This is a genomic window from Streptomyces sp. SX-6 (assembly GCF_059089585.1).
This window is the reverse complement of sequence record NZ_JBTHHU010000010.1, coordinates 211,254-229,097: the sequence shown is the minus strand read 5'-3', so window position 1 is coordinate 229,097 and position 17,844 is coordinate 211,254. Positions and strand designations below refer to the sequence as shown.

The 17,844-nt window shown below is 72.8% G+C and carries 13 protein-coding genes; 2 read left to right on the top strand and 11 right to left on the bottom strand.

Annotation, left to right across the window (positions count from 1 at the left end):
• Positions 1–457 precede the first annotated feature (457 nt).
• Both ACV530_RS15575 and ahcY read right to left on the bottom strand, forming a co-directional pair.
• Entirely contained in the window at positions 458–1,075 is a 618-nt protein-coding gene (locus ACV530_RS15575; RefSeq protein WP_494333035.1) for a hypothetical protein, read from the bottom strand.
• Between the two features lie 141 nt (positions 1,076–1,216).
• The gene (gene ahcY / locus ACV530_RS15570; RefSeq protein WP_494333034.1) at positions 1,217–2,674 is read right to left on the bottom strand and encodes an adenosylhomocysteinase; all 1,458 of its coding nucleotides are present in this window, start codon (positions 2,672–2,674) and stop codon (positions 1,217–1,219) included.
• A 400-nt stretch (positions 2,675–3,074) separates the two neighbouring features.
• On the opposite strand from ahcY, the gene ACV530_RS15565 reads away from it, so the two are divergent.
• Entirely contained in the window at positions 3,075–5,042 is a 1,968-nt protein-coding gene (locus tag ACV530_RS15565; protein ID WP_494333033.1) for a fructose-specific PTS transporter subunit EIIC, read from the top strand.
• Here the strand turns inward: ACV530_RS15565 and ACV530_RS15560 are convergent.
• The 6 genes from ACV530_RS15560 to ACV530_RS15535 form a co-directional block, all read right to left on the bottom strand.
• Complete coding sequence (locus tag ACV530_RS15560; RefSeq protein ID WP_494333032.1) at positions 5,026–5,958, bottom strand: cation diffusion facilitator family transporter; 933 nt, start codon at positions 5,956–5,958, stop codon at positions 5,026–5,028. The genes ACV530_RS15565 and ACV530_RS15560 overlap by 17 nt on opposite strands.
• 11 nt (positions 5,959–5,969) lie before the next feature.
• Positions 5,970–7,169, bottom strand: coding sequence for a mannose-6-phosphate isomerase, class I (gene manA / locus ACV530_RS15555; RefSeq protein WP_494333031.1), 1,200 nt, complete (start codon positions 7,167–7,169; stop codon positions 5,970–5,972).
• Positions 7,170–7,214: 45 nt separating this feature from the next.
• Complete coding sequence (locus tag ACV530_RS15550; protein ID WP_494333030.1) at positions 7,215–8,375, bottom strand: SIS domain-containing protein; 1,161 nt, start codon at positions 8,373–8,375, stop codon at positions 7,215–7,217.
• A 124-nt stretch (positions 8,376–8,499) separates the two neighbouring features.
• Entirely contained in the window at positions 8,500–8,688 is a 189-nt protein-coding gene (locus ACV530_RS15545; protein ID WP_494333029.1) for a Trm112 family protein, read from the bottom strand.
• 109 nt (positions 8,689–8,797) lie between these two features.
• Positions 8,798–10,156, bottom strand: coding sequence for a phosphomannomutase/phosphoglucomutase (locus ACV530_RS15540; protein ID WP_494333028.1), 1,359 nt, complete (start codon positions 10,154–10,156; stop codon positions 8,798–8,800).
• 102 nt (positions 10,157–10,258) lie between these two features.
• Entirely contained in the window at positions 10,259–10,699 is a 441-nt protein-coding gene (locus tag ACV530_RS15535; RefSeq protein ID WP_494333027.1) for a DUF3499 domain-containing protein, read from the bottom strand.
• A 273-nt stretch (positions 10,700–10,972) separates the two neighbouring features.
• On the opposite strand from ACV530_RS15535, the gene ACV530_RS15530 reads away from it, so the two are divergent.
• Complete coding sequence (locus ACV530_RS15530) at positions 10,973–11,434, top strand: metallopeptidase family protein (RefSeq protein ID WP_494333026.1); 462 nt, start codon at positions 10,973–10,975, stop codon at positions 11,432–11,434.
• 10 nt (positions 11,435–11,444) lie between these two features.
• On the opposite strand, the gene ACV530_RS15525 is transcribed toward ACV530_RS15530, so the two are convergent.
• The 3 genes from ACV530_RS15525 to ACV530_RS15515 form a co-directional block, all read right to left on the bottom strand.
• A complete protein-coding gene (locus ACV530_RS15525; protein WP_494333025.1) occupies positions 11,445–12,905 on the bottom strand; it encodes a DUF5719 family protein in 1,461 nt (486 codons plus the stop codon).
• A 47-nt stretch (positions 12,906–12,952) separates the two neighbouring features.
• Positions 12,953–16,606: a glycosyltransferase family 2 protein gene (locus tag ACV530_RS15520; protein ID WP_494333024.1), complete on the bottom strand. Its 3,654-nt coding sequence runs from the start codon at positions 16,604–16,606 to the stop codon at positions 12,953–12,955.
• Positions 16,607–17,010: 404 nt separating this feature from the next.
• Positions 17,011–17,274 carry a WhiB family transcriptional regulator gene (locus tag ACV530_RS15515; protein WP_004952403.1) on the bottom strand — a complete coding sequence of 88 codons (264 nt, stop codon included), beginning with the start codon at positions 17,272–17,274 and terminating at the stop codon, positions 17,011–17,013.
• Positions 17,275–17,844: the final 570 nt, after the last annotated feature.

Genomic DNA, 17,844 nt, shown 5'->3' with positions numbered 1-17,844 from the left:
TCATCCCACAAGGGGACGGGGTTGTTTTATAGTCTGGCGTTGACTTTTGGCACGCTGTTGAGTTCTCAAGGAACGAACGCTTCCTTTGTACTCACCCTCTCGGGCTTTCCTCCGGGCGCTTCCCTTCGTTGTTTCCAACCTTACCAGATCCGATTTCCTCACCGTTTCCGGTTCGGATTTCTTTTCCGGCGCCCTGTCGGACCGGGCTTCCCCGACTTTATCAGATTCGAGGCCAGCCGATTCACACCGGCTTTTTCGCTTCCGATAAGGAGTCGAGAGTGCTCCACGTGAATTGGCATTCACAGTCGGGAGCGATTGAGATACTAACCGTTGTCGACGGGCCAGTCCAGCTCGCCTCAACCGTTTGAATCTACCTCCCCCCTCCACCTGTGTCAACAGGTTTTGTGGGGCGAAGAGGACACTACCAGGCCCGGGGGGCCTGTCGCACATCGTGGTCTCAGCGGTCGAAGACGGAGGGCGGGGTCTCGAGCTCCTCGAGCTCGATGCCGGGTGCCGACAGGACCACGTCGCCGGCGAGGTGCACGGTGTGCTGCTCGCCCGTGTCGAGGGTGCTGACCTGGTACTCGTCCACTTCCAGCGAGCCGTTGTCAGTGGGGTGTGCTGTCCTGCTGAGCAGCGACCACGACTGATCGACCGTGAGGGGGGCGAGGACGGGGGCCGTGAAGGAGACGAGGCGGAGGCGGGTAGCCGGGGCTCCGGGCGTCAGGCGGAGCAGGCGGGCGAGGACCACGTGGAAGGCCGGCGAAGTGCCGGTGAACGCATGCGCGCGGACGTTGCCCTCGGTGGCGTGCTCGCCGGTGGGGTCGGTGCGTACCCAGGTGACGCCGTCGATGGCGGCACCGCGCACCTGCCAGTCGCCGGAGCGGAGCTGGAGACGGATCGGGCGGCCGAGGGCGTCGATGGCGAGATCGACCGAACCGGTCTCATCGCCTGAGGGGGCGGTGATCCGGGAGACGTAGCGCCAGCCGGTCGGGCCGGTGGCGCACTGGAAGTGCTCTTCACCGAGGGGGGTGTGATCGTGCGGATCGTGAAGCGAGTAGCGGCCGCGGGGCATGTGGGGGTCCTTGGCGGAAACGGGCCAGGCCCCCGCAGTGAAGGCGGGGGCCTGGCCTGCCGGTCGGCTCACCGGCTGCTGACACTGGTGCTGTCCATGGTGTCAGCGCTGTCGGTGTGCTCGGCGTTCTCGGCTCTGTGCTCAGTAGCGGTAGTGGTCCGGCTTGTACGGGCCCTCGACCTTGACGCCGATGTACTCGGCCTGCTCCGGGCGCAGGGTGGTCAGCTTGACGCCGAGTGCGGCGAGGTGGAGTCGGGCGACCTTCTCGTCCAGGTGCTTGGGCAGGACGTAGACGTCGGTCGGGTAGGACTCGGGCTTGGTGAACAGCTCGATCTGGGCCAGCGTCTGGTCGGCGAAGGAGTTCGACATGACGAAGGACGGGTGGCCGGTGGCGTTGCCCAGGTTGAGCAGGCGGCCTTCCGACAGGACGATGAGGACCTTGCCGTCGGGGAAGGTCCAGGTGTGGACCTGCGGCTTGACCTCGTCCTTGACGATGCCGGGGAGCTGGGCCAGGCCGGCCATGTCGATCTCGTTGTCGAAGTGGCCGATGTTCCCGACGATGGCCTGGTGCTTCATCTTGGCCATGTCGGAGGCCATGATGATGTCGCGGTTGCCGGTCGTGGTCACGAAGATGTCGGCCGTCTCGACGACCGCGTCGAGGGTGGTGACCTGGAAGCCGTCCATCGCGGCCTGCAGCGCGCAGATCGGGTCGATCTCGGTGACCACCACGCGGGCGCCCTGGCCGCGCAGCGACTCCGCGCAGCCCTTGCCCACGTCGCCGTAGCCGCAGACGACGGCGACCTTGCCGCCGATCAGCACGTCGGTGGCACGGTTGATGCCGTCGATCAGCGAGTGGCGGCAGCCGTACTTGTTGTCGAACTTCGACTTCGTCACCGCGTCATTGACGTTGATCGCCGGGAAGAGCAGCGTGCCCGCCTGCTGCATCTCGTAGAGGCGGTGGACGCCGGTCGTGGTCTCCTCGGTCACGCCGCGGATCTCCGACGCCAGCTGGGTCCACTTCTGCGGGCTGGCGACCAGGGTGCGGTTGAGCACCTTGAGGATCTCCGCGTACTCCTCGCTGTCCGCCGTGGACGGGTCCGGAGCCGCGCCGGCCTTCTCGAACTCCACGCCCTTGTGCACCAGCAGCGTGGCGTCACCGCCGTCGTCGAGGATCATGTTCGGACCGCCGGTGGCGGCGTCCGGCCAGGTCAGCGCCTGCTCCGTGCACCACCAGTACTCCTCCAGCGTCTCGCCCTTCCAGGCGAACACCGGAATGCCCTGCGGGTTCTCCGGCGTACCGTCCGGACCCACCGCGATGGCCGCGGCCGCGTGGTCCTGGGTGGAGAAGATGTTGCACGACGCCCAGCGCACCCGCGCACCCAGCGCGACCAGCGTCTCGATCAGCACCGCCGTCTGCACCGTCATGTGCAGCGAACCGGTGATCCGGGCGCCCGCCAGCGGCTGCGCCTCGGCGTACTCCTTGCGAATCGCCATCAGACCGGGCATCTCGTGCTCGGCGAGGGTGATTTCCTTGCGGCCGAAAGCGGCCAGCGACAGATCCGCGACCTTGAAGTCCTGGCCGGTGGAGGTGGTGGACATACGGGCTGCTCCTCCTGAAGGGCGAGCGAGGGTTGGGTACGGCCGTGCACGCGACCAGGCTTTTCCGACGCAGGAGTCCCACGGGCACCCTCAAGGAGCCCAAAGGTCTCGTGCACCCCCTGGACGCAGCGCAGTTCGTCGGAGGCCCTCTCTCCCTCGGCCGGTCCGTCGCGTCCATCGCGCGAACCGCCCGACCGCCATCAGCAGCGACGTCTGGCTCTGCCCGAATCTACACCGGACGGCATGGTGATCCCCAGCCCCTTCCCCGCCTCGATCCGGGCCCGCTCCGGCGGAATTCGAGATTCCGGGTCCGTCCGGACACCGGTCGTGCCCGATCGCTTTGATCCACTGGCCGGTTGTTGCAGGATGCGCATGCGCGAGGGCACAAGGAGGAGTTCACGTGATCAGTCCAGCAGATCCCCCCGAGGCCGCCGGGGCGGGCGGACGGCGGCTCAAGTTGCTGGCCGTCACCGCCTGTCCGACCGGCATCGCCCACACCTACATGGCGGCGGAGAAGCTGGCGCAGGCCGCCGAGGCGCTCGGCCACCAGATCAAGGTGGAGACCCAAGGATCCATCGGCGCCGAGAACGTCCTTTCCGACAACGATGTCAGGGAGGCGGACGGCATCATCGTCGCCGCCGACAAGGACGTCGACCTCGGCCGCTTCACCGGCAAGAGAGTGCTGTCCGTCGGCGTTGCCGAGGGCATCCGCCACCCGGAGCAGCTGATCGGGCAGGTCATGCAGGCGCCCGTGTACAGGGGCGGGGGCGGCGGCACCGCGGCTGCCGCGACGGCGGTTGCGGGCGGTGGTGGCGGCAAGGGCCGCGGCGTCGTCTACAAGGCGCTGATGAACGGCGTCTCGTACATGATCCCGTTCGTCGTCGTCGGCGGGCTGCTGATCGCGGTGTCGCTGGCGCTGGGCGGCCATGCGACCGAGCACGGTCTGGTGATCCCGGACGGCTCGTTCTGGAAGCACGTCAACGACATCGGGGTCATCGGCTTCACGCTGATGGTGCCGATCCTGTCCGGCTATATCGCCTACGCCATCGCCGACCGCCCCGCGCTCGTGCCCGGAATGATCGGCGGCTGGATCGCCAACACCGGTGCGCTGTACGGCTCGAAGTCGGGCGCGGGCTTCATCGGGGCGATCGTCACCGGCTTCCTCGCCGGGTACGTGGTGCTGTGGATCAAGCGGATCCGGGTGCCGCGGTTCGTCCAGCCCATCATGCCGATCATCGTGATCCCCGTGGCGGCGACGTCGGCGGTCGGCCTGTTCTTCGTCTACGTGCTCGGCAAGCCGATCTCCTGGGTCTTCGAGCACCTCACGGACTGGCTCGGGACCCTGACCGGGGCGAGCGCGGCGGGTCTCGGGGTGCTGCTGGGCCTGATGATCGCCTTCGACATGGGCGGACCGGTCAACAAGACGGCGTTCCTCTTCGGCGCGGGTCTCGTCTCCAAGAACCCCGAGATCATGGGCATGTGCGCCGCGGCCATCCCGGTGCCCCCGCTCGGCCAGGGGCTGGCGACGCTGATGCGGCGCCGGCTGTTCGACGAGCAGGAGCGGGAGACCGGCCTGGCGGCGCTGTTCATGGGCTTCTTCGGCATCACCGAGGGCGCGATCCCGTTCGCCGCCGCCCGCCCCGCCCGGGTGATCCCGGCGAACATGCTGGGCGGCGCGGTGGCGGGCGCGATCGCGGGCCTCGCGGCGGTGAAGGACCATGTGCCGCACGGCGGTCCGATCGTGGCGGTGCTGGGCGCGGTCGGGCGCGTGCCGATGTTCTTCGTCGCCGTGGCCATGGGTACGGCGACGACCGCGCTGGCGACCGTCACTCTGATGTCGCTGGGTCGTAAGTCCGCCGAGCCCCAGCCCGTACCCGTACCCGTAACGCCGCCCGCCGTGGCCGAGGCCGGAGAGGTGCTCTCCGGACACCTCACCGAGCTCACCGTGCGCACCGGACTCGCGGCGGGCCGGAAGGAGGCCGCCCTGCACGAGCTGGCCGAACTGCTCGCCGCGAGCGGCAGGGTGACGGACATGGACGCCCTCGTCCGCGCGGTCCTGGCCCGCGAGGCGCTGGGCACGACCGGGCTCGGCGAGCACATCGCGATCCCGCACGCCAAGACGGACGCCGTCTCGGCACCCGTCGTGGCCTTCGCGCGTTCCGCCGAGGGCATCGAGTGGGGCTCGATGGACGGTACGAAGGCCCGGCTCCTGTTCATGATCGCGGTGCCCGAGGCGGCCGCCGGCGACGAGCACCTGCGGATCCTCGCCATACTGTCGCGGCGCCTGATGGACCGCGGGTTCCGGGAGCGGCTGATGGCGGCCCCGGACACCGCGGCGATCATGCGGGTGCTCAGCGAGGTGGGCTGAGTGCCGAGGAGCGGTGAATGTCCGGCTCCAGATAGATCACCCGGGCGATCGGCACGGCCGCGCGGATCCGCGCCTCGGCCGCGTCGATCGCCCTGGCCACCTGCGCGGCCGTGTCGTCGTGCCGTACCGCGATCTTGGCGGCGACGAGCAGTTCCTCCGGCCCCAGGTGCAGCGTGCGCATGTGGATGACGCCCGTCACCGTCTCGCCGTCGACGGCCGCGGCACGGATCAGCGCCACCTGGTCGGGCCCGGCGGCCTCGCCCAGCAGCAGCGACTTCGTCTCCGCCGCCAGCACCAGCGCGATGAGCACGAGCAGCGTGCCGATGCACAGCGTGCCGACGCCGTCCCAGATGCCGTTGCCCGTGGCGACCGACAGGGCGACACCGCCGAGCGCGAGGACGAGGCCGACGAGGGCGCCGAAATCCTCCAGCAGGACGACGGGCAGTTCGGGCGCCTTGGCCGTGCGTACGAACCGGCTCCACGACTGGCCGCCGCGCAGTGCGTCGGCCTCCTTGACCGCCGTGCGGAACGACAGCCCCTCGGCCACGAGCGCGAAGAGGAGCACGCCGACCGGCCAGTACCAGTTCTCCAGCGTGTGCGGCTGCCGGATCTTCTCGTAGCCCTCGTAGAGCGCGAACACGCCGCCGACGGCGAACAGGACGACGGAGACGAGGAACCCGTAGACGTACCGCTCGCGGCCGTAGCCGAAGGGGTGCTCCTCGGTCGCCTCGCGCCGGGCTTTCTTGCCGCCCAGCAGGAGCAGCGCCTGGTTGCCGGAGTCGGCGACCGAGTGCACTCCCTCCGCGAGCATCGACGACGAGCCGCTGAACGCGAAGGCGGTGAACTTCGCGACGGCGATGGCCAGATTGGCCCCCAGCGCGGCAACGACGGCCTTGGTCCCGCCGGTTGTGCTCATGTGCCCGGCCCTCAGACCGTCACCGTGGCGCGGAAGACCGTGCACGCGCCGTCGAGGACGGCCTGCTCCCCGGCCCGTACGAACGCGGACTCCCCGCGCGCGAGCGCCAGTTCGCCCCCGTCCTCGCCCCGCAGGACCGCGGTGCCGGAGGTGCACAGGAGGATCTGCGGGGTGCGCGCGTCGAGCGGGCGGGGCGGCGAACCGGCGGCGCGTACGTACCGGGAGAGCCGGAACTCGTCGACCGGGGTGTCGTAGACCTCTTCCTCGCCCTCGCCGGCCTCCGGGCGCAGCACCGCGGGGGCGCTCGGCTCGAAGCGGACGACGCGCAGCAGTTCGGGCACGTCGACGTGCTTGGGCGTGAGGCCGCAGCGCAGCACGTTGTCGGAGTTGGCCATGATCTCGACGCCGAGGCCGTCGAGGTAGGCGTGCGGGACCCCGGCGCCGAGATAGAGCGCCTCGCCCGGCTGGAGCCGTACGTGGTTGAGGAGCATGGCCGCGATGACGCCGGGGTCGCCGGGGTGGTGCCGGGCGACGGAGGCGTACGCGGCGTACGCCTCGCGGTGCGGGCCGGGCTCGGCGGCGAGCTTCTCGGCCGCGGTGGCGGCCGCGGCCACGGTGTCGGCCATGGCGGTGCGGTCGGCGGTCAGGACGGCCGTGAGCACCTCGCGCAGGGCGTCGATCTCCGGGTGGGCGTGCAGCAGGTCGACGTACGGCTTGAGGGAGTCGACGTCGAGCGCGGCGATCAGTTCCGCCGTTTCGAGGGGGTCGCGGAAGCCGCACAGTCCCTCGAAGTGGCCGAGGGCGCAGAGGAGTTCGGGCTTGTGGTTGGTGTCCTTGTAGTTGCGGTGCGGGGCGTCGCGGGGGATGTCCTGGGCCTCCTCCTCGGCGAAGCCGGCCACGGCCTGGGCGCGGTCCGGGTGCACCTGGAGGGAGAGCGGGGAGGCCGCGGCGAGCAGCTTGAGCAGGAACGGCAGCCCGGGGCCGAGGTGCTGGACGGTGGCCTCGCCGAGCTCGTGCACCGGGCCGGCGGCGATGACCTCGCCGAGGGAGCGGAGCCCGTCGCCCCGGTCGATCCGGGAGGGCGCGCCGGGGTGGGCGCCCATCCACAGCTCGGCCTGCGGCTCGCCGGTGGGCGGGGTGCCGAGCAGCTCGGGGATCGCGGTGGTGGAGCCCCAGGCGTAGGGGCGCACGGTGTTGACGAGGCGGTCCATGGGCGGTCCTGACTGTGGGGGCGTGGTTCCGGTCGCTGGGTACGGCTAGGGCGTGCCGGCGAGGGCCAGGTAGACGGCGGCGAAGTCCGTGACGGCCAGGAGTTCGGCGACGGTTTCCAGGGCGGCACCGCCGTCCTCGGCCTCGAGCTCGCTGACGGGGGTGCCGCGGTGCAGGGCGAGTTCCCGGGCGGCGGAGGCGGGCGAGGTGACGGCCGGTGCCTGTTCGCGGAGCAGGACGACGCGGGCGTGCAGCGCCTCGGGGTCGTCGACGCGGTCACGGAAGAAGTCGTCGGGGTCGGCTCCGGCGGCGAACGCCCCGGAGAGCAGGGTGCCGTGCGCGGTGAGCGCCTCGGGCAGCTCGGCGGCGAGCGCGGGCCGCCCGGCGAGCGCGGCGAGGACCGTCGCGAAGCGGCGGCCGACGGCGGCGGCGAGTTCGCCCTCGGTCCAGATCAGGGGGAGGGTGTCCGCCAGCTCGGCGGCGAGGGTCTTGGCCGGGTTGCTGTAGGTGGCGATCGCGGGCCCGCAGCGCTCGGCGAGGCGGTCGAGGCGGTCGGCGAGCGATTCGAGCGCGGAGGTCGGGGCGTCGAGCACGCCGATGCGGTCGGCGAGCGCGAGGAGCGGGGTGAGCAGGGACCAGAGCGTGCCCGGGCCCGTGGGCAGCACCGTCCCGTCGTCCGCCGGCCGCTCGCCGCTCGCCATCGCGGCCTCGTACGGGGTGTCGGTCAGCGGGATCGCCAGGCCGCGTACCTGGGCGGTGGCCTCGGCGAGCGGGGAGCCCGCGGGGGTGACGCAGACGACGGAGCAGCCGCGGCGGTAGGCCTGTTCGAGGAGCTGGGCCAGGCCCGGTTCGGTGCCGTCCGGGCTGGCGACGAGCAGCAGGTCGAGCGGGCCCGTCCAGCCCGGGAGGTTCCAGCGCAGGGCCCCCGGGGCGGGGGCCACGCCGGACGGGCGGATCAGGGCGACCGGGCAGCTGCCGTCGGCGAGCGCGGTGAGCAGGTCGGCGGTGGAACCGGCGGCGTGTCCGGGCCCCGCGACCAGGATGGCGCGTGGGCGGCCGTCGGGCTTCAGGGCGCCGATGCCCGCCTCGGCCGCGTTGCGGACCGCCGTGCGCACGCGGGCACCGGACTCGGCGGCGCCGCGCAGCAGGCCGTGGAGGTCGGCGCGGGACAGGGCCTCGGGGTCATCGAGGAGTGACTCGTCGAACACCGTTGATCAGCCTCCGGTCGCCGGTGCGTTGGCCGGCGGCTTGGTCGGTCGGGGGTTGCCCGTACGTTCCCCCAGGGCTTGTCCGGCGGGTCCCTTCGCCGCGGCGGCGACCCGCCGGCCACCGCTAGGCGGGGCGCCGGGCCTCGTCGACGAGCAGGACGGGGATGCCGTCGCGGACCGGGTACGCCAGCGCGCAGCTCTGGCCCTCGCAGACCAGCTCGGAGGTGTCGCCGTCCTTCTCCGCGACCTCGCGCAGGGGGGCGTGGCACGCCGGGCAGGCGAGGATCTCCAGAAGTCCGGCTTCGAGCGGCATGAGGGTTCCCTTCGGGACGTGCGTCTTCGTTCGGTCAGCGTACCGCCGGGTCCCGGGGCCCCGCGCCGCGTGACCCCGGAGATCGGGCTGGGACCGGCCAGGACCCGCCTCAGGCGCGGACGATCGCCAGGACCTCGTCACGCACACGGGCGACGGTCGCCGCGTCGCGCGCCTCCACGTTCAGCCGCAGCAGCGGCTCCGTGTTGGAGGGACGGAGGTTGAACCACCAGTCGGCGGTGCTGACGGTGAGGCCGTCGAGCTCGTCGGCCTCGGCACCCTCGAGAGAGGCGTACGCGGCCTTGACCGCGGCGGTCCGGCCGGCCTGGTCGCCGACGGTGCTGTTGATCTCGCCGGAGCCGGCGTAGCGGTCGTACTCCCGGACGAGGTCCGAGAGCGGGCGGGCCTGGCCGCCGAGCGCGGCGAGCACGTGGAGCGCGGCGAGCATGCCGGTGTCGGCGTTCCAGAAGTCGCGGAAGTAGTAGTGCGCGGAGTGCTCGCCGCCGAAGATCGCGCCGGTGCGGGCCATCTCCTGCTTGATGAAGGAGTGCCCCACGCGGGTGCGGACGGGGTTGCCGCCCTGCTCCCGGACGACCTCCGGCACGGACCAGGAGGTGATGAGGTTGTGGATGACCGTGCCGCCCGGGTGCTTGGCCAGCTCGCGCGCGGCGACCAGCGCGGTGATGGCGGACGGGGAGACGGGGTCGCCCTTCTCGTCGACGACGAAGCAGCGGTCGGCGTCGCCGTCGAAGGCGAGGCCGATGTCGGCGCCGGTCTCGCGGACCTTGGCCTGGAGGTCGACGAGGTTCTTCGGGTCGAGCGGGTTGGCCTCGTGGTTGGGGAAGGTGCCGTCGAGCTCGAAGTACATCGGGACCAGGTCGACGGGCAGGCCGTCGAGGACGGTGGGGACGGTGTGGCCGCCCATGCCGTTGCCCGCGTCCACGACCACCTTCAGCGGGCGGATCCCTCGGAGGTCGACCAGGGAGCACAGGTGGGCGGCGTAGTCGGCGAGGACGTCCTGCTCGGTGACCTTGCCCGGGGAGGCGACGGGCGCGGGCGCGCCCTCCTCGGACCAGCGCTCCACGAGCGCGCGGATCTCGGTGAGCCCGGTGTCCTGGCCGACGGGCGCGGCGCCCGCGCGGCACATCTTGATGCCGTTGTACTGCGCGGGGTTGTGGCTGGCGGTGAACATCGCGCCCGGCAGCCCGAGACGGCCGCTCGCGAAGTAGAGCTCGTCGGTCGAGCAGAGCCCGATCCCGGTGACGTCGGCGCCGCGGGCCGCCGCGCCGCGGGCGAAGGCCTGCGTCAGGCCGGGTGAGGAGGGCCGCATGTCGTGTCCGACCACGATCGCGTCCGCGTTCGTCACCTCGGCGAAGGCCGCGCCGAACAATTCGGCGAGCGTCTCGTCCCACTGGTCGGGGACCACACCGCGCACGTCGTACGCCTTGACGAGCTGCGACAGATCGGCCATGGTCAGCCCCTCCTGGAGTCGGGTTTGCAGACCCCCCAACCTACCCGGCGCGACGGACGTCGCCATCACTCCTACGAGGTGTCAGAGGCGTCAGGAGAGGTGTCAGGAGTCGGGCGAGCGCAGCACCCTGAGGTGGCCTCGGCGGGCGACCTCCATCGGATCGGCCTCGCGGGCGTTCGGGGCGACGGGCCCCTTGAGCGCGTTCCTGCCGGTGATGCGTTCCTGCGGACGGGCCGCCTCGCGCACGGCGTTGGCGAGGGCCTCGAGGTCGTCGCCGCTGGGGCGGGCGGTGGAGCTGTCGACGGCGAGGCGCACGACGTCCCAGCCGCGCGGGGCGGTCAGGCGCTCGGAGTGCTCGGCGCACAGGTCGTAGCAGTGCGGTTCCGCGGAGGTGGCGAGGGGGCCGAGGACGGCGGTCGAGTCGGCGTAGACGTACGTCAGTGTCGCGACGGCCGGGCGGCCGCACGCGGTGCGCGAACAGCGACGTACAGGACTCACGAGGTGGGACGGTACCGCACTCTTGAGCGGGCCGCGACGACTCACCTTTGGCTCACCCCTCCGTGTCCAACCGGCTCGCTGGGTGGACGCCTTCTCCGGAGGGCCTGCTTGACCTGCGGGGAGAATGCGTGAACGGGTGGCTGCCGGTAAGGCGGTCCGTCACCGCCCGGCCCCCATAGTGTCATTCGGTATGCGGCCACCGGTCGCACAGGTGGCTGTAATCGATCGCAAGGATGACCGGAACGGTCATGGGGCGACATGCGATGAGATGCGCGGCCACGCGTGTACTCGGCCGGGTGGCGGATACTCTCGGAAGTGATGGACAGCCCCGTACCTCCCCGCCCCACCGGCCCCCGTCCCCGGCACCGCGACCGGCACGGCCGCGGCATGCGCGGGCCGATCGCACCGCCGCAGGTGCCGCTGTCGGTCAGCCGGACGGAAGCGTTCGTCGACCTGGTGCAGGACTCCGTGGAGCGACTGGAAAGGCGCTGGCCGCAGCTGGCGTCGGTGGACTTCCTGGTGCGCGAGGTGCCGGTCGCGGGCGAGGACGGCGAGCCGGGCGACGCCCTCCTCGACGGCGACACCGTGCCGCTCGGCCGCTGTGTCGCGGCGCACGGCGACAGCCCCGACCGGATCATCGTCTACCGCCGCCCGGTGGAGATCCGCACCAAGAACCGCGACGAGCGGGCCCTGCTCGTGCACGAGGTCGTGGTCGAGCAGGTCGCCGAACTCCTCGGGCTGGCACCCGAATCGGTGGACCCGCGCTACGGGCAGGACTGACGACGCCTCGTCAGCGGTTCAGCATGGACAGGTCCGGCCGGGCCTCGGGGACGGCCACCAGGGAGCGGTCGTCCGGCAGTGGCTGGATCGTGAACATGGGGACGCCGTCCTTGGGCAGCGCGAGCATCCGCGCCGCGTACACCGGGCCGCCGGACACCTTTTCCACCGTCAGGGCGTAGCTCCCCTTGCCCCCTGAGGGCTGCGGCGGCTCGACGGCCAGGGTGGTGCCGGCCTTGACGGTGTACGTCTTGGTGACCGGTGACCCGCCGTCGCTGCCCGCCGATGCCGTGACCTTCACCGTGGCCTCCTTGCCGGGCGCGGCCAGCGACAGCGTGGTGCCCTTCGGGCGGTTGTCGGCGACCGTGCCGCGCACGTCGACCGGGGGCGTGCCCGGGATGAAGGCGGTCTCCTGCTTGTCGTCCTTGCCGCGGGTGACGCGCAGGGCGGCGACGACCGGGCCGCTGCCGTCCTGGGAGGACAGCAGCAGCGAACCCGCCTCGCCCTTGGTGAGGTTGCCCAGGTCGACGGCGGCCGTCATCCCGCTCTTGACGTGCAGCTGCTCATGCCCGGCCGGGGTGATCGAGCCGCCCGGCCCGGCGAGGCGCAGCGTGACGTCGGCGTCGTCGGTGCCGGGCGCGAAGGCGACGAGGCGTACGGACGTGGCGTCGGCGGGGATGCCGGGGAGGACCACGTTCCCGGAGGCGTCGGCGGCGGGCGGCAGCCAGTCGCCGCCGGCCTTGTCGTCGGAGGCCTGTACGGCGGCGCCCAACCGGCCGGAGCGGGCGACCGCGTGGAGGGTGAGGCTGTCGGCGGGGCCGTCGGTCAGGGTCGACAGCAGGACGGGCACGGTGGAGCGGGGCGGGATCGTGATGCCCTCCCCCGCGGGGGACTTGATGCGGCCGTCCTTGCCGTAGAGCTCCAGGTCCACGACGGCCGGGGTGGCGTCGGGGTTGGTGAGGTGGGCGTAGTCCTGGCGGCCCTTGGCGGTGCTCGCGCCCGGGAACCAGAAGGACGTGCCGGGGGCGGTGCAGGACAGGCCGTGCAGCCCGCGGCCGCTGCCCGCGCCGATCACCGTGGTCTGCTGCACGGTCCAGCCGGGGGCGAGCGCGCCGGAGGCCGTGCCGATGAGGGCGGGGGCGTCCGAGCGGTCGGTGGAGGCGGTGACGGGCTTGCCGGGCTCCTTGAGGGAGAGCACCGGCTTGTCGGCGGCCTTGGCGCCCCCCTTGCCGGCGGCGGGCAGGAGGTCCGCCGCCTTCTTCGTCCCGCTCCCGCCCCCGCTGCCCGCCGGGGTGACCGCGGTGTACGTCGTCTCCCCCACGTCCGACGAGGTCGGTGCCGGGCAGAGCAGCGCGGACTGCTGCACGGGCAGCCGTGCGGGCGCGGTGACGGTCTGCTTGCCGCCGCCGTCCGAGGGCGCCTGGAGCACGGCGACGCCGGTGACCGCGGCGAGGGCCGCGGTCGCAGCGAACAAGCTGTGTTTTGTCCTCAAGCGCCGGACGGGCTGAGGGGTGGTGCGCTTCACTGCTGCTCGCTCCCGTCGCGGTACGTCGTGTCGTAGTGCTGCTGCTGGCCGTAGCCGTAGGGGTCGTACGTCCCGTCCGGATACGGGGCCTGCTGCGGGTACGAGCCGTCGTACGTGGTGCCGTAGGGGTCCTGGTAGTAGGGCTGCTGCTCGTGGCCCGGGTACGCCTGGGCGGTGTCCCAGCCGTAGGGCTGCTGGTGCGGCACGGCGGCGTACGGGTCGGCCGGGTCGGCCATCGCGGGCTGCTCGTACGGGTCGGCCGGTTCGGCGGGCTGCGGCGGTACGGGCTCCGGCGCGGGCGCGGCGGGCGGCTCACCGGCAGCGGCGGCGCGCAGGCGGCGTGCCCGGCGGCCCTCCCCCGTCGCGGGCTGCGCGGGCACGGCGGTCTGCGGCTCGGCGGCCGTCGTGCCGTCTTCCGGCAGGTCGTCGTCGACCTCGCGGCGACGGCCGGGCAGGGCGAGCACCACGAGCACGAGGGTGAGCAGCGTCTGGGTCCACACCCAGGCGCTGTGGGCGAAGGGCGTCTCGTAGGTGAGGGACAGCTTCCCGCCGCGCGCGGGGAGTTCGAAGCCCTGGGCCCAGCCGTCGACGGTGGTGCGCTTGAGGGCGCGCCCGTCGAGCGTGGCCGTCCAGCCGGGCGCGGCCTTGTCGGCGACGCGCAGCACGCGCCCGCCGGGTCCGCCCGGGATCGTGGTGTGCGCCTCGACGGGCCCCGCGGCGACGGGCACCGGCGCACCGGCGCCGGTGATGGTGACCCGGGCGACCTGCCGGTCGACCCGCCACAGCGAGCTGTCGCTCTGCTTGCTGAGCCGGGTGAGGCCCGGGGTGGTGTCCAGGACCTGGCCGAGCTCCTTGGGCGCGCTGTCGCGTACGAGCACGTAGCCGACCGCGTAGTCGGCGAGCCGGGCCGCCTGGTCGGCGCCGGACCCGGCGACGAGGTTGGCGACCAGGCCGTCGAGCCTGGTGTCCCGGCCGGCGGTCTCGGCGTCGCCGAGCCGTACGCCCGAGCCGCGGACGAGCGCGTGGCGGACGTGTGCGGCGTCGCCGTCGAGCACCAGGGTGCGGGTCCGGTCGCGGGTGCCCGACTCCTCCGCGACGAACGCCGGCACCTGTGCCGGGTCGCGGCGCTCGAGCGGGCCGCCCGCGCCGCTCACCGCCCAGCACACGGCGCCGGCCAGCGGGGCCAGGACCGCGGCGACGGCGACGAGTCCCGCGGCGGGCTGGCGCCAGCCGAAGCTGAGCGCGGCGACGCGCTCGCGGGCGCCCTCGGCGCCAACGACAGCCGCCGCGATGAGCGCCAGGCCGTAGACGAGCGTCGCCGGTCCCGCCCACGCGGTGTGGTTGACGAGCGCCGCGCACAGCAGCGCGGCGAGGGCGGCGGCCCAGGCCGTGCGGACGGCGAGCGTGCGGTCCGCGCGCAGCAGGGCGGCGAGTGCCGCGAGGACGATGCCGGCGCACAGCAGCCCGCCGAAGGTCTTCGGCCCTCCGGGGTCGCCCGTCAGCAGCCACAGCGCGGAGGAGGTGCCGTGCCCGTAGGCGAGCCCGGCCTCGTCGAGGAAGCGCCCCGGGTGGGTGAGCAGGCCCAGCGACCAGGGGGCGAGGACGACGACCGGGGTGGCGGCCACCGTGAGGAACCCGAGCCCGTGCGCGGCGAGCCGGCCGGTGCGGCGCACGGCGCGCACGACGAGGACGGTCAGGCCCAGCGCGACGGCGAGCGGCCACACCACGGGGGTGAAGGCGGTGGTGACGGTGAGCAGGAGCGCGTACGCCCAGACCGCGCGCCAGGAGGGCCGGGCGTCCGCGGAGCGGAAGCCCGCGGCGGAGACGGCCGAGCGGGCCATGAGCGGCAGCAGGATCGCGAGGACCGCGGTGCCCAGGCGGCCGGTGGCGAGGGCGCCGGTCGCGGCGGGCAGGAAGGCGTAGGCGACGGCCGCCCAGGCGCGCAGCAGCCGCGAGGAGACCAGCGGGCGGGAGGCGAAGTACGCGGTGAGGCCGGCCAGCGGGACCGAGCACACCAGCAGCAGGGTGAGCGTGGTGCCGGTGGAGCCGAGGAAGATCCCCGACAAGGCGGCGAGGAACGCCAGGTAGGGCGGTGCCCCCGCGGTGGTGCCCGTGCCGACGGGGTGCCAGCCGTCCGCGTAGCCCGACCACAGGGCGGACACCCCGTCGGGCGCGGGCAGCAGGGCGCCGCCGGACAGCGCTCCGCCGCCGAACAGCCCCCGGCAGGCGATGGCGGAGACCAGCAGCAGGAGGAGGAAGAGGACGGGCGCGGGCTTGCGCGCGATCCGCTTCAGGCGGGCGAACTGCTCGATCTCCAGGTAGTCCGCGTCGTCTCCGCCGGGCCCGGACTCGACCGCGCCGTGGCGGCCCGCGGAGGACGCCTCGGCGTCCGCGCGTCCGCCGAAGCCGGCGGCCAGTTGCTCGGCGGCCGCCCGGAGCGTGGCGCCGGGCGGCGGGAAGAGGGGCCGCAGCTCACCGGCCGTCACCTTCGGCGCGCCCCTTCTGCCGCGCGCCGCGCGGATGCGCCCTGGGCGCAGCAGGACGGCGGCGAGGCCGGTGAGTTCGTCCAGCGCCTGCCCGGGTGCCTTGCCGACGAGGTAGCCGAGGGAGCGCAGCAGGGTGCCGAGGACGATCCGCAGCATGACGTACGGCAGCTGCGCGCCACGGGTGTTGGCGAGCAGGGTGTGGACGGCGCCCGCCTTGTCGACGCGGTGCGGCGTCGTCCGTTTGCGGCCCGCGCAGTCGACGGGGCGGCGTTCGCGGGACGCCGCCTCGGCGTGGCGCAGCACGGCGTCGGGGGCGACGAGGACGCGGTGGCCGGCGGCGTGGGCGCGCCAGCACAGGTCGAGGTCGTCGCGCATGAGCGGCAGGCGCGGGTCGAAGCCGCCGAGTTCCGCCCAGACGTCGCGGCGGACGAGCATGCCGGCGGTGGACACGGAGAGCACGGTCCGTACCTGGTCGTGCTGGCCCTGGTCCTGCTCGCGGCGGTCGAGCCCGGTCCAGCGGCGGCCGCCGCGGGCGACGGAGACGCCGACCTCGAGCAGCTGGCGGCGGTCGTACCAGCTGCGGAGCTTGGGACCGATGACGGCGGCGGGCCGGCCGGCGGTGATCTCGGCGTCGGCCACGCGCAGCAGCTCGCGCAGGGCGTTGGGCTCGGGCGCGCAGTCGTCGTGCAACAGCCAGAGCCACTGCACGGGTTCGGCGTCGCGGGCGGGGGCGTCGAAGTCGTGGGTGTCCTCGCGCCAGGTGCGGCTGACGGGGTCCCAGCCGCTGGAGCTGCGCAGGTAGGGCAGGTCGTCCTCGGTCGGTGCGGGGGCGGCGCGGACCGCCTCGTCGACGGCCGTGCCGAAGCTCGCGCGGCGGGCGAGGTGCAGGACGCCGCCCGCTCCGAGCGCCTCGTCGAGCAGCCGTGCGGAGTCGTCGGTGCTGCCGGTGTCGGCGGCGACGACGCGCTGCACGGGCCGGTCCTGGCCGAGCAGTCCGGCGAGCGCGTCGGGCAGCCACCGGGCGCCGTCGTGCGCGACGAGCACGGCGGTGACGACGTGCCGCGGGAAGGCCGGCGGACGGTCGGGCTCGTACGCGGAGGCGGGGGCGGCGAAGGGGGCGGCCGTACCCGGGTAGGGGACCGTCGTATTGCTGTGTACGGACATCGGCGTACGGGCCCTCCGGCCGGGAGCGGCCGCCGGGAACCGCTCCGGCGGGAGCTGCTCCGGCGGGGCCGCGGTGCTGGACTGCGGTGCACGCGCCCGCCCGCTGGGGCGGCGGCGCGTCTCGGACGGCCCCCCACACTAGTGGCTCCAACACGACGGTCCGCCTCCTGAGTGCGGGGCGCGGAGGCGGACCGTGTGGGGTGTGCTTTCGGCGGGTGCTTTTCAGCGGGCGCTTCTCGGTGAGCGCACGGGGTCGGTGGGTGCGCGGGGTCGTGGTGCGCGTCAGGGCCGGTGACGGCCCGTCGGCTCGTGCCGTCGGACTCGTGCCGTCGGGTGGCGGGCGCCGGGTCGCGGCGGCCGGGCGGACGGCGGGCCTCGTCGGCCTCAGGCTGCGGCCTTAGGCCTCAGACCGCGGCCTTCTTGAGGCGGCGGCGCTCCCGCTCGGACAAACCGCCCCAGATGCCGAAGCGTTCGTCATTCGCGAGGGCGTATTCAAGACATTCGGACCGGACTTCACAGGCGAGGCAGACTTTCTTCGCCTCTCGAGTGGATCCGCCCTTTTCCGGGAAGAAGGACTCGGGGTCGGTCTGGGCGCACAATGCGCGCTCCTGCCAGCCGAGCTCCTCGTCCGCCTCCTCGACCAGCAGTTGCTGAAACAGCTCGGTCATGTGCGCCCCTCGTCTGTCATTGCGTCCCTGTGATGCTGCCGTGATCAGGTGCGGCAGAAAGACACGAGTGAAATTACAAGTGCGCCGATCCGGGCCAGTCAAGCCGGGATCTGCTATTGAGCCCCTTATTCACTCTGCGGAACCAAGGGCGAGCAGAAAGTTGCCAAATCACCACAAGAATGGACACTTCCCTCGCTCGTCACAGACGCCTCAGGTTCCCCTCTCAAAGGGAGGGACGCCGGGTCCGGCGTTCCAGTTGCGGCGCCCGGCCACAGGGCCCGGCGAGTGCGCGCTGTCCGCGGGCACGGCCCGGCAAACCCTTCCCGGGGCCTCCCCACCGGATGGAGTGAAAGATGCCACCAAATCGGACATCCGGTTGACACGGTGCGGCCGGGGCCGTTCTCCTTGTCCGTATGCCAGCGACCTTCGTCTCCCTGACCCGTGCCTACGGGTCGCGCTGCGCTGTTCACGCGCGCTGTCGCTGTTCGAGCTGTTCCAGCTGTTGATGCGTCGTCGTTTTCGACGTTTTCGCCACAGCTGACCCTCTTGCTTCTTCGCCCTTCGGGCTCC

Excerpts from the sequence above, each read along its gene's own strand:
- ACV530_RS15575 (WP_494333035.1), bottom strand. The coding sequence starts at position 1,075 with ATGCCCCGCGGCCGCTACTCGCTTCACGATCCGCACGATCACACCCCC.
- ahcY (WP_494333034.1), bottom strand. The coding sequence starts at position 2,674 with ATGTCCACCACCTCCACCGGCCAGGACTTCAAGGTCGCGGATCTGTCG.
- ACV530_RS15560 (WP_494333032.1), bottom strand. The coding sequence starts at position 5,958 with ATGAGCACAACCGGCGGGACCAAGGCCGTCGTTGCCGCGCTGGGGGCC.
- manA (WP_494333031.1), bottom strand. The coding sequence starts at position 7,169 with ATGGACCGCCTCGTCAACACCGTGCGCCCCTACGCCTGGGGCTCCACC.
- ACV530_RS15545 (WP_494333029.1), bottom strand. The coding sequence starts at position 8,688 with ATGCCGCTCGAAGCCGGACTTCTGGAGATCCTCGCCTGCCCGGCGTGC.
- ACV530_RS15540 (WP_494333028.1), bottom strand. The coding sequence starts at position 10,156 with ATGGCCGATCTGTCGCAGCTCGTCAAGGCGTACGACGTGCGCGGTGTG.
- ACV530_RS15530 (WP_494333026.1), top strand. The coding sequence starts at position 10,973 with ATGGACAGCCCCGTACCTCCCCGCCCCACCGGCCCCCGTCCCCGGCAC.
- ACV530_RS15520 (WP_494333024.1), bottom strand. The coding sequence starts at position 16,606 with ATGTCCGTACACAGCAATACGACGGTCCCCTACCCGGGTACGGCCGCC.
- ACV530_RS15515 (WP_004952403.1), bottom strand. The coding sequence starts at position 17,274 with ATGACCGAGCTGTTTCAGCAACTGCTGGTCGAGGAGGCGGACGAGGAG.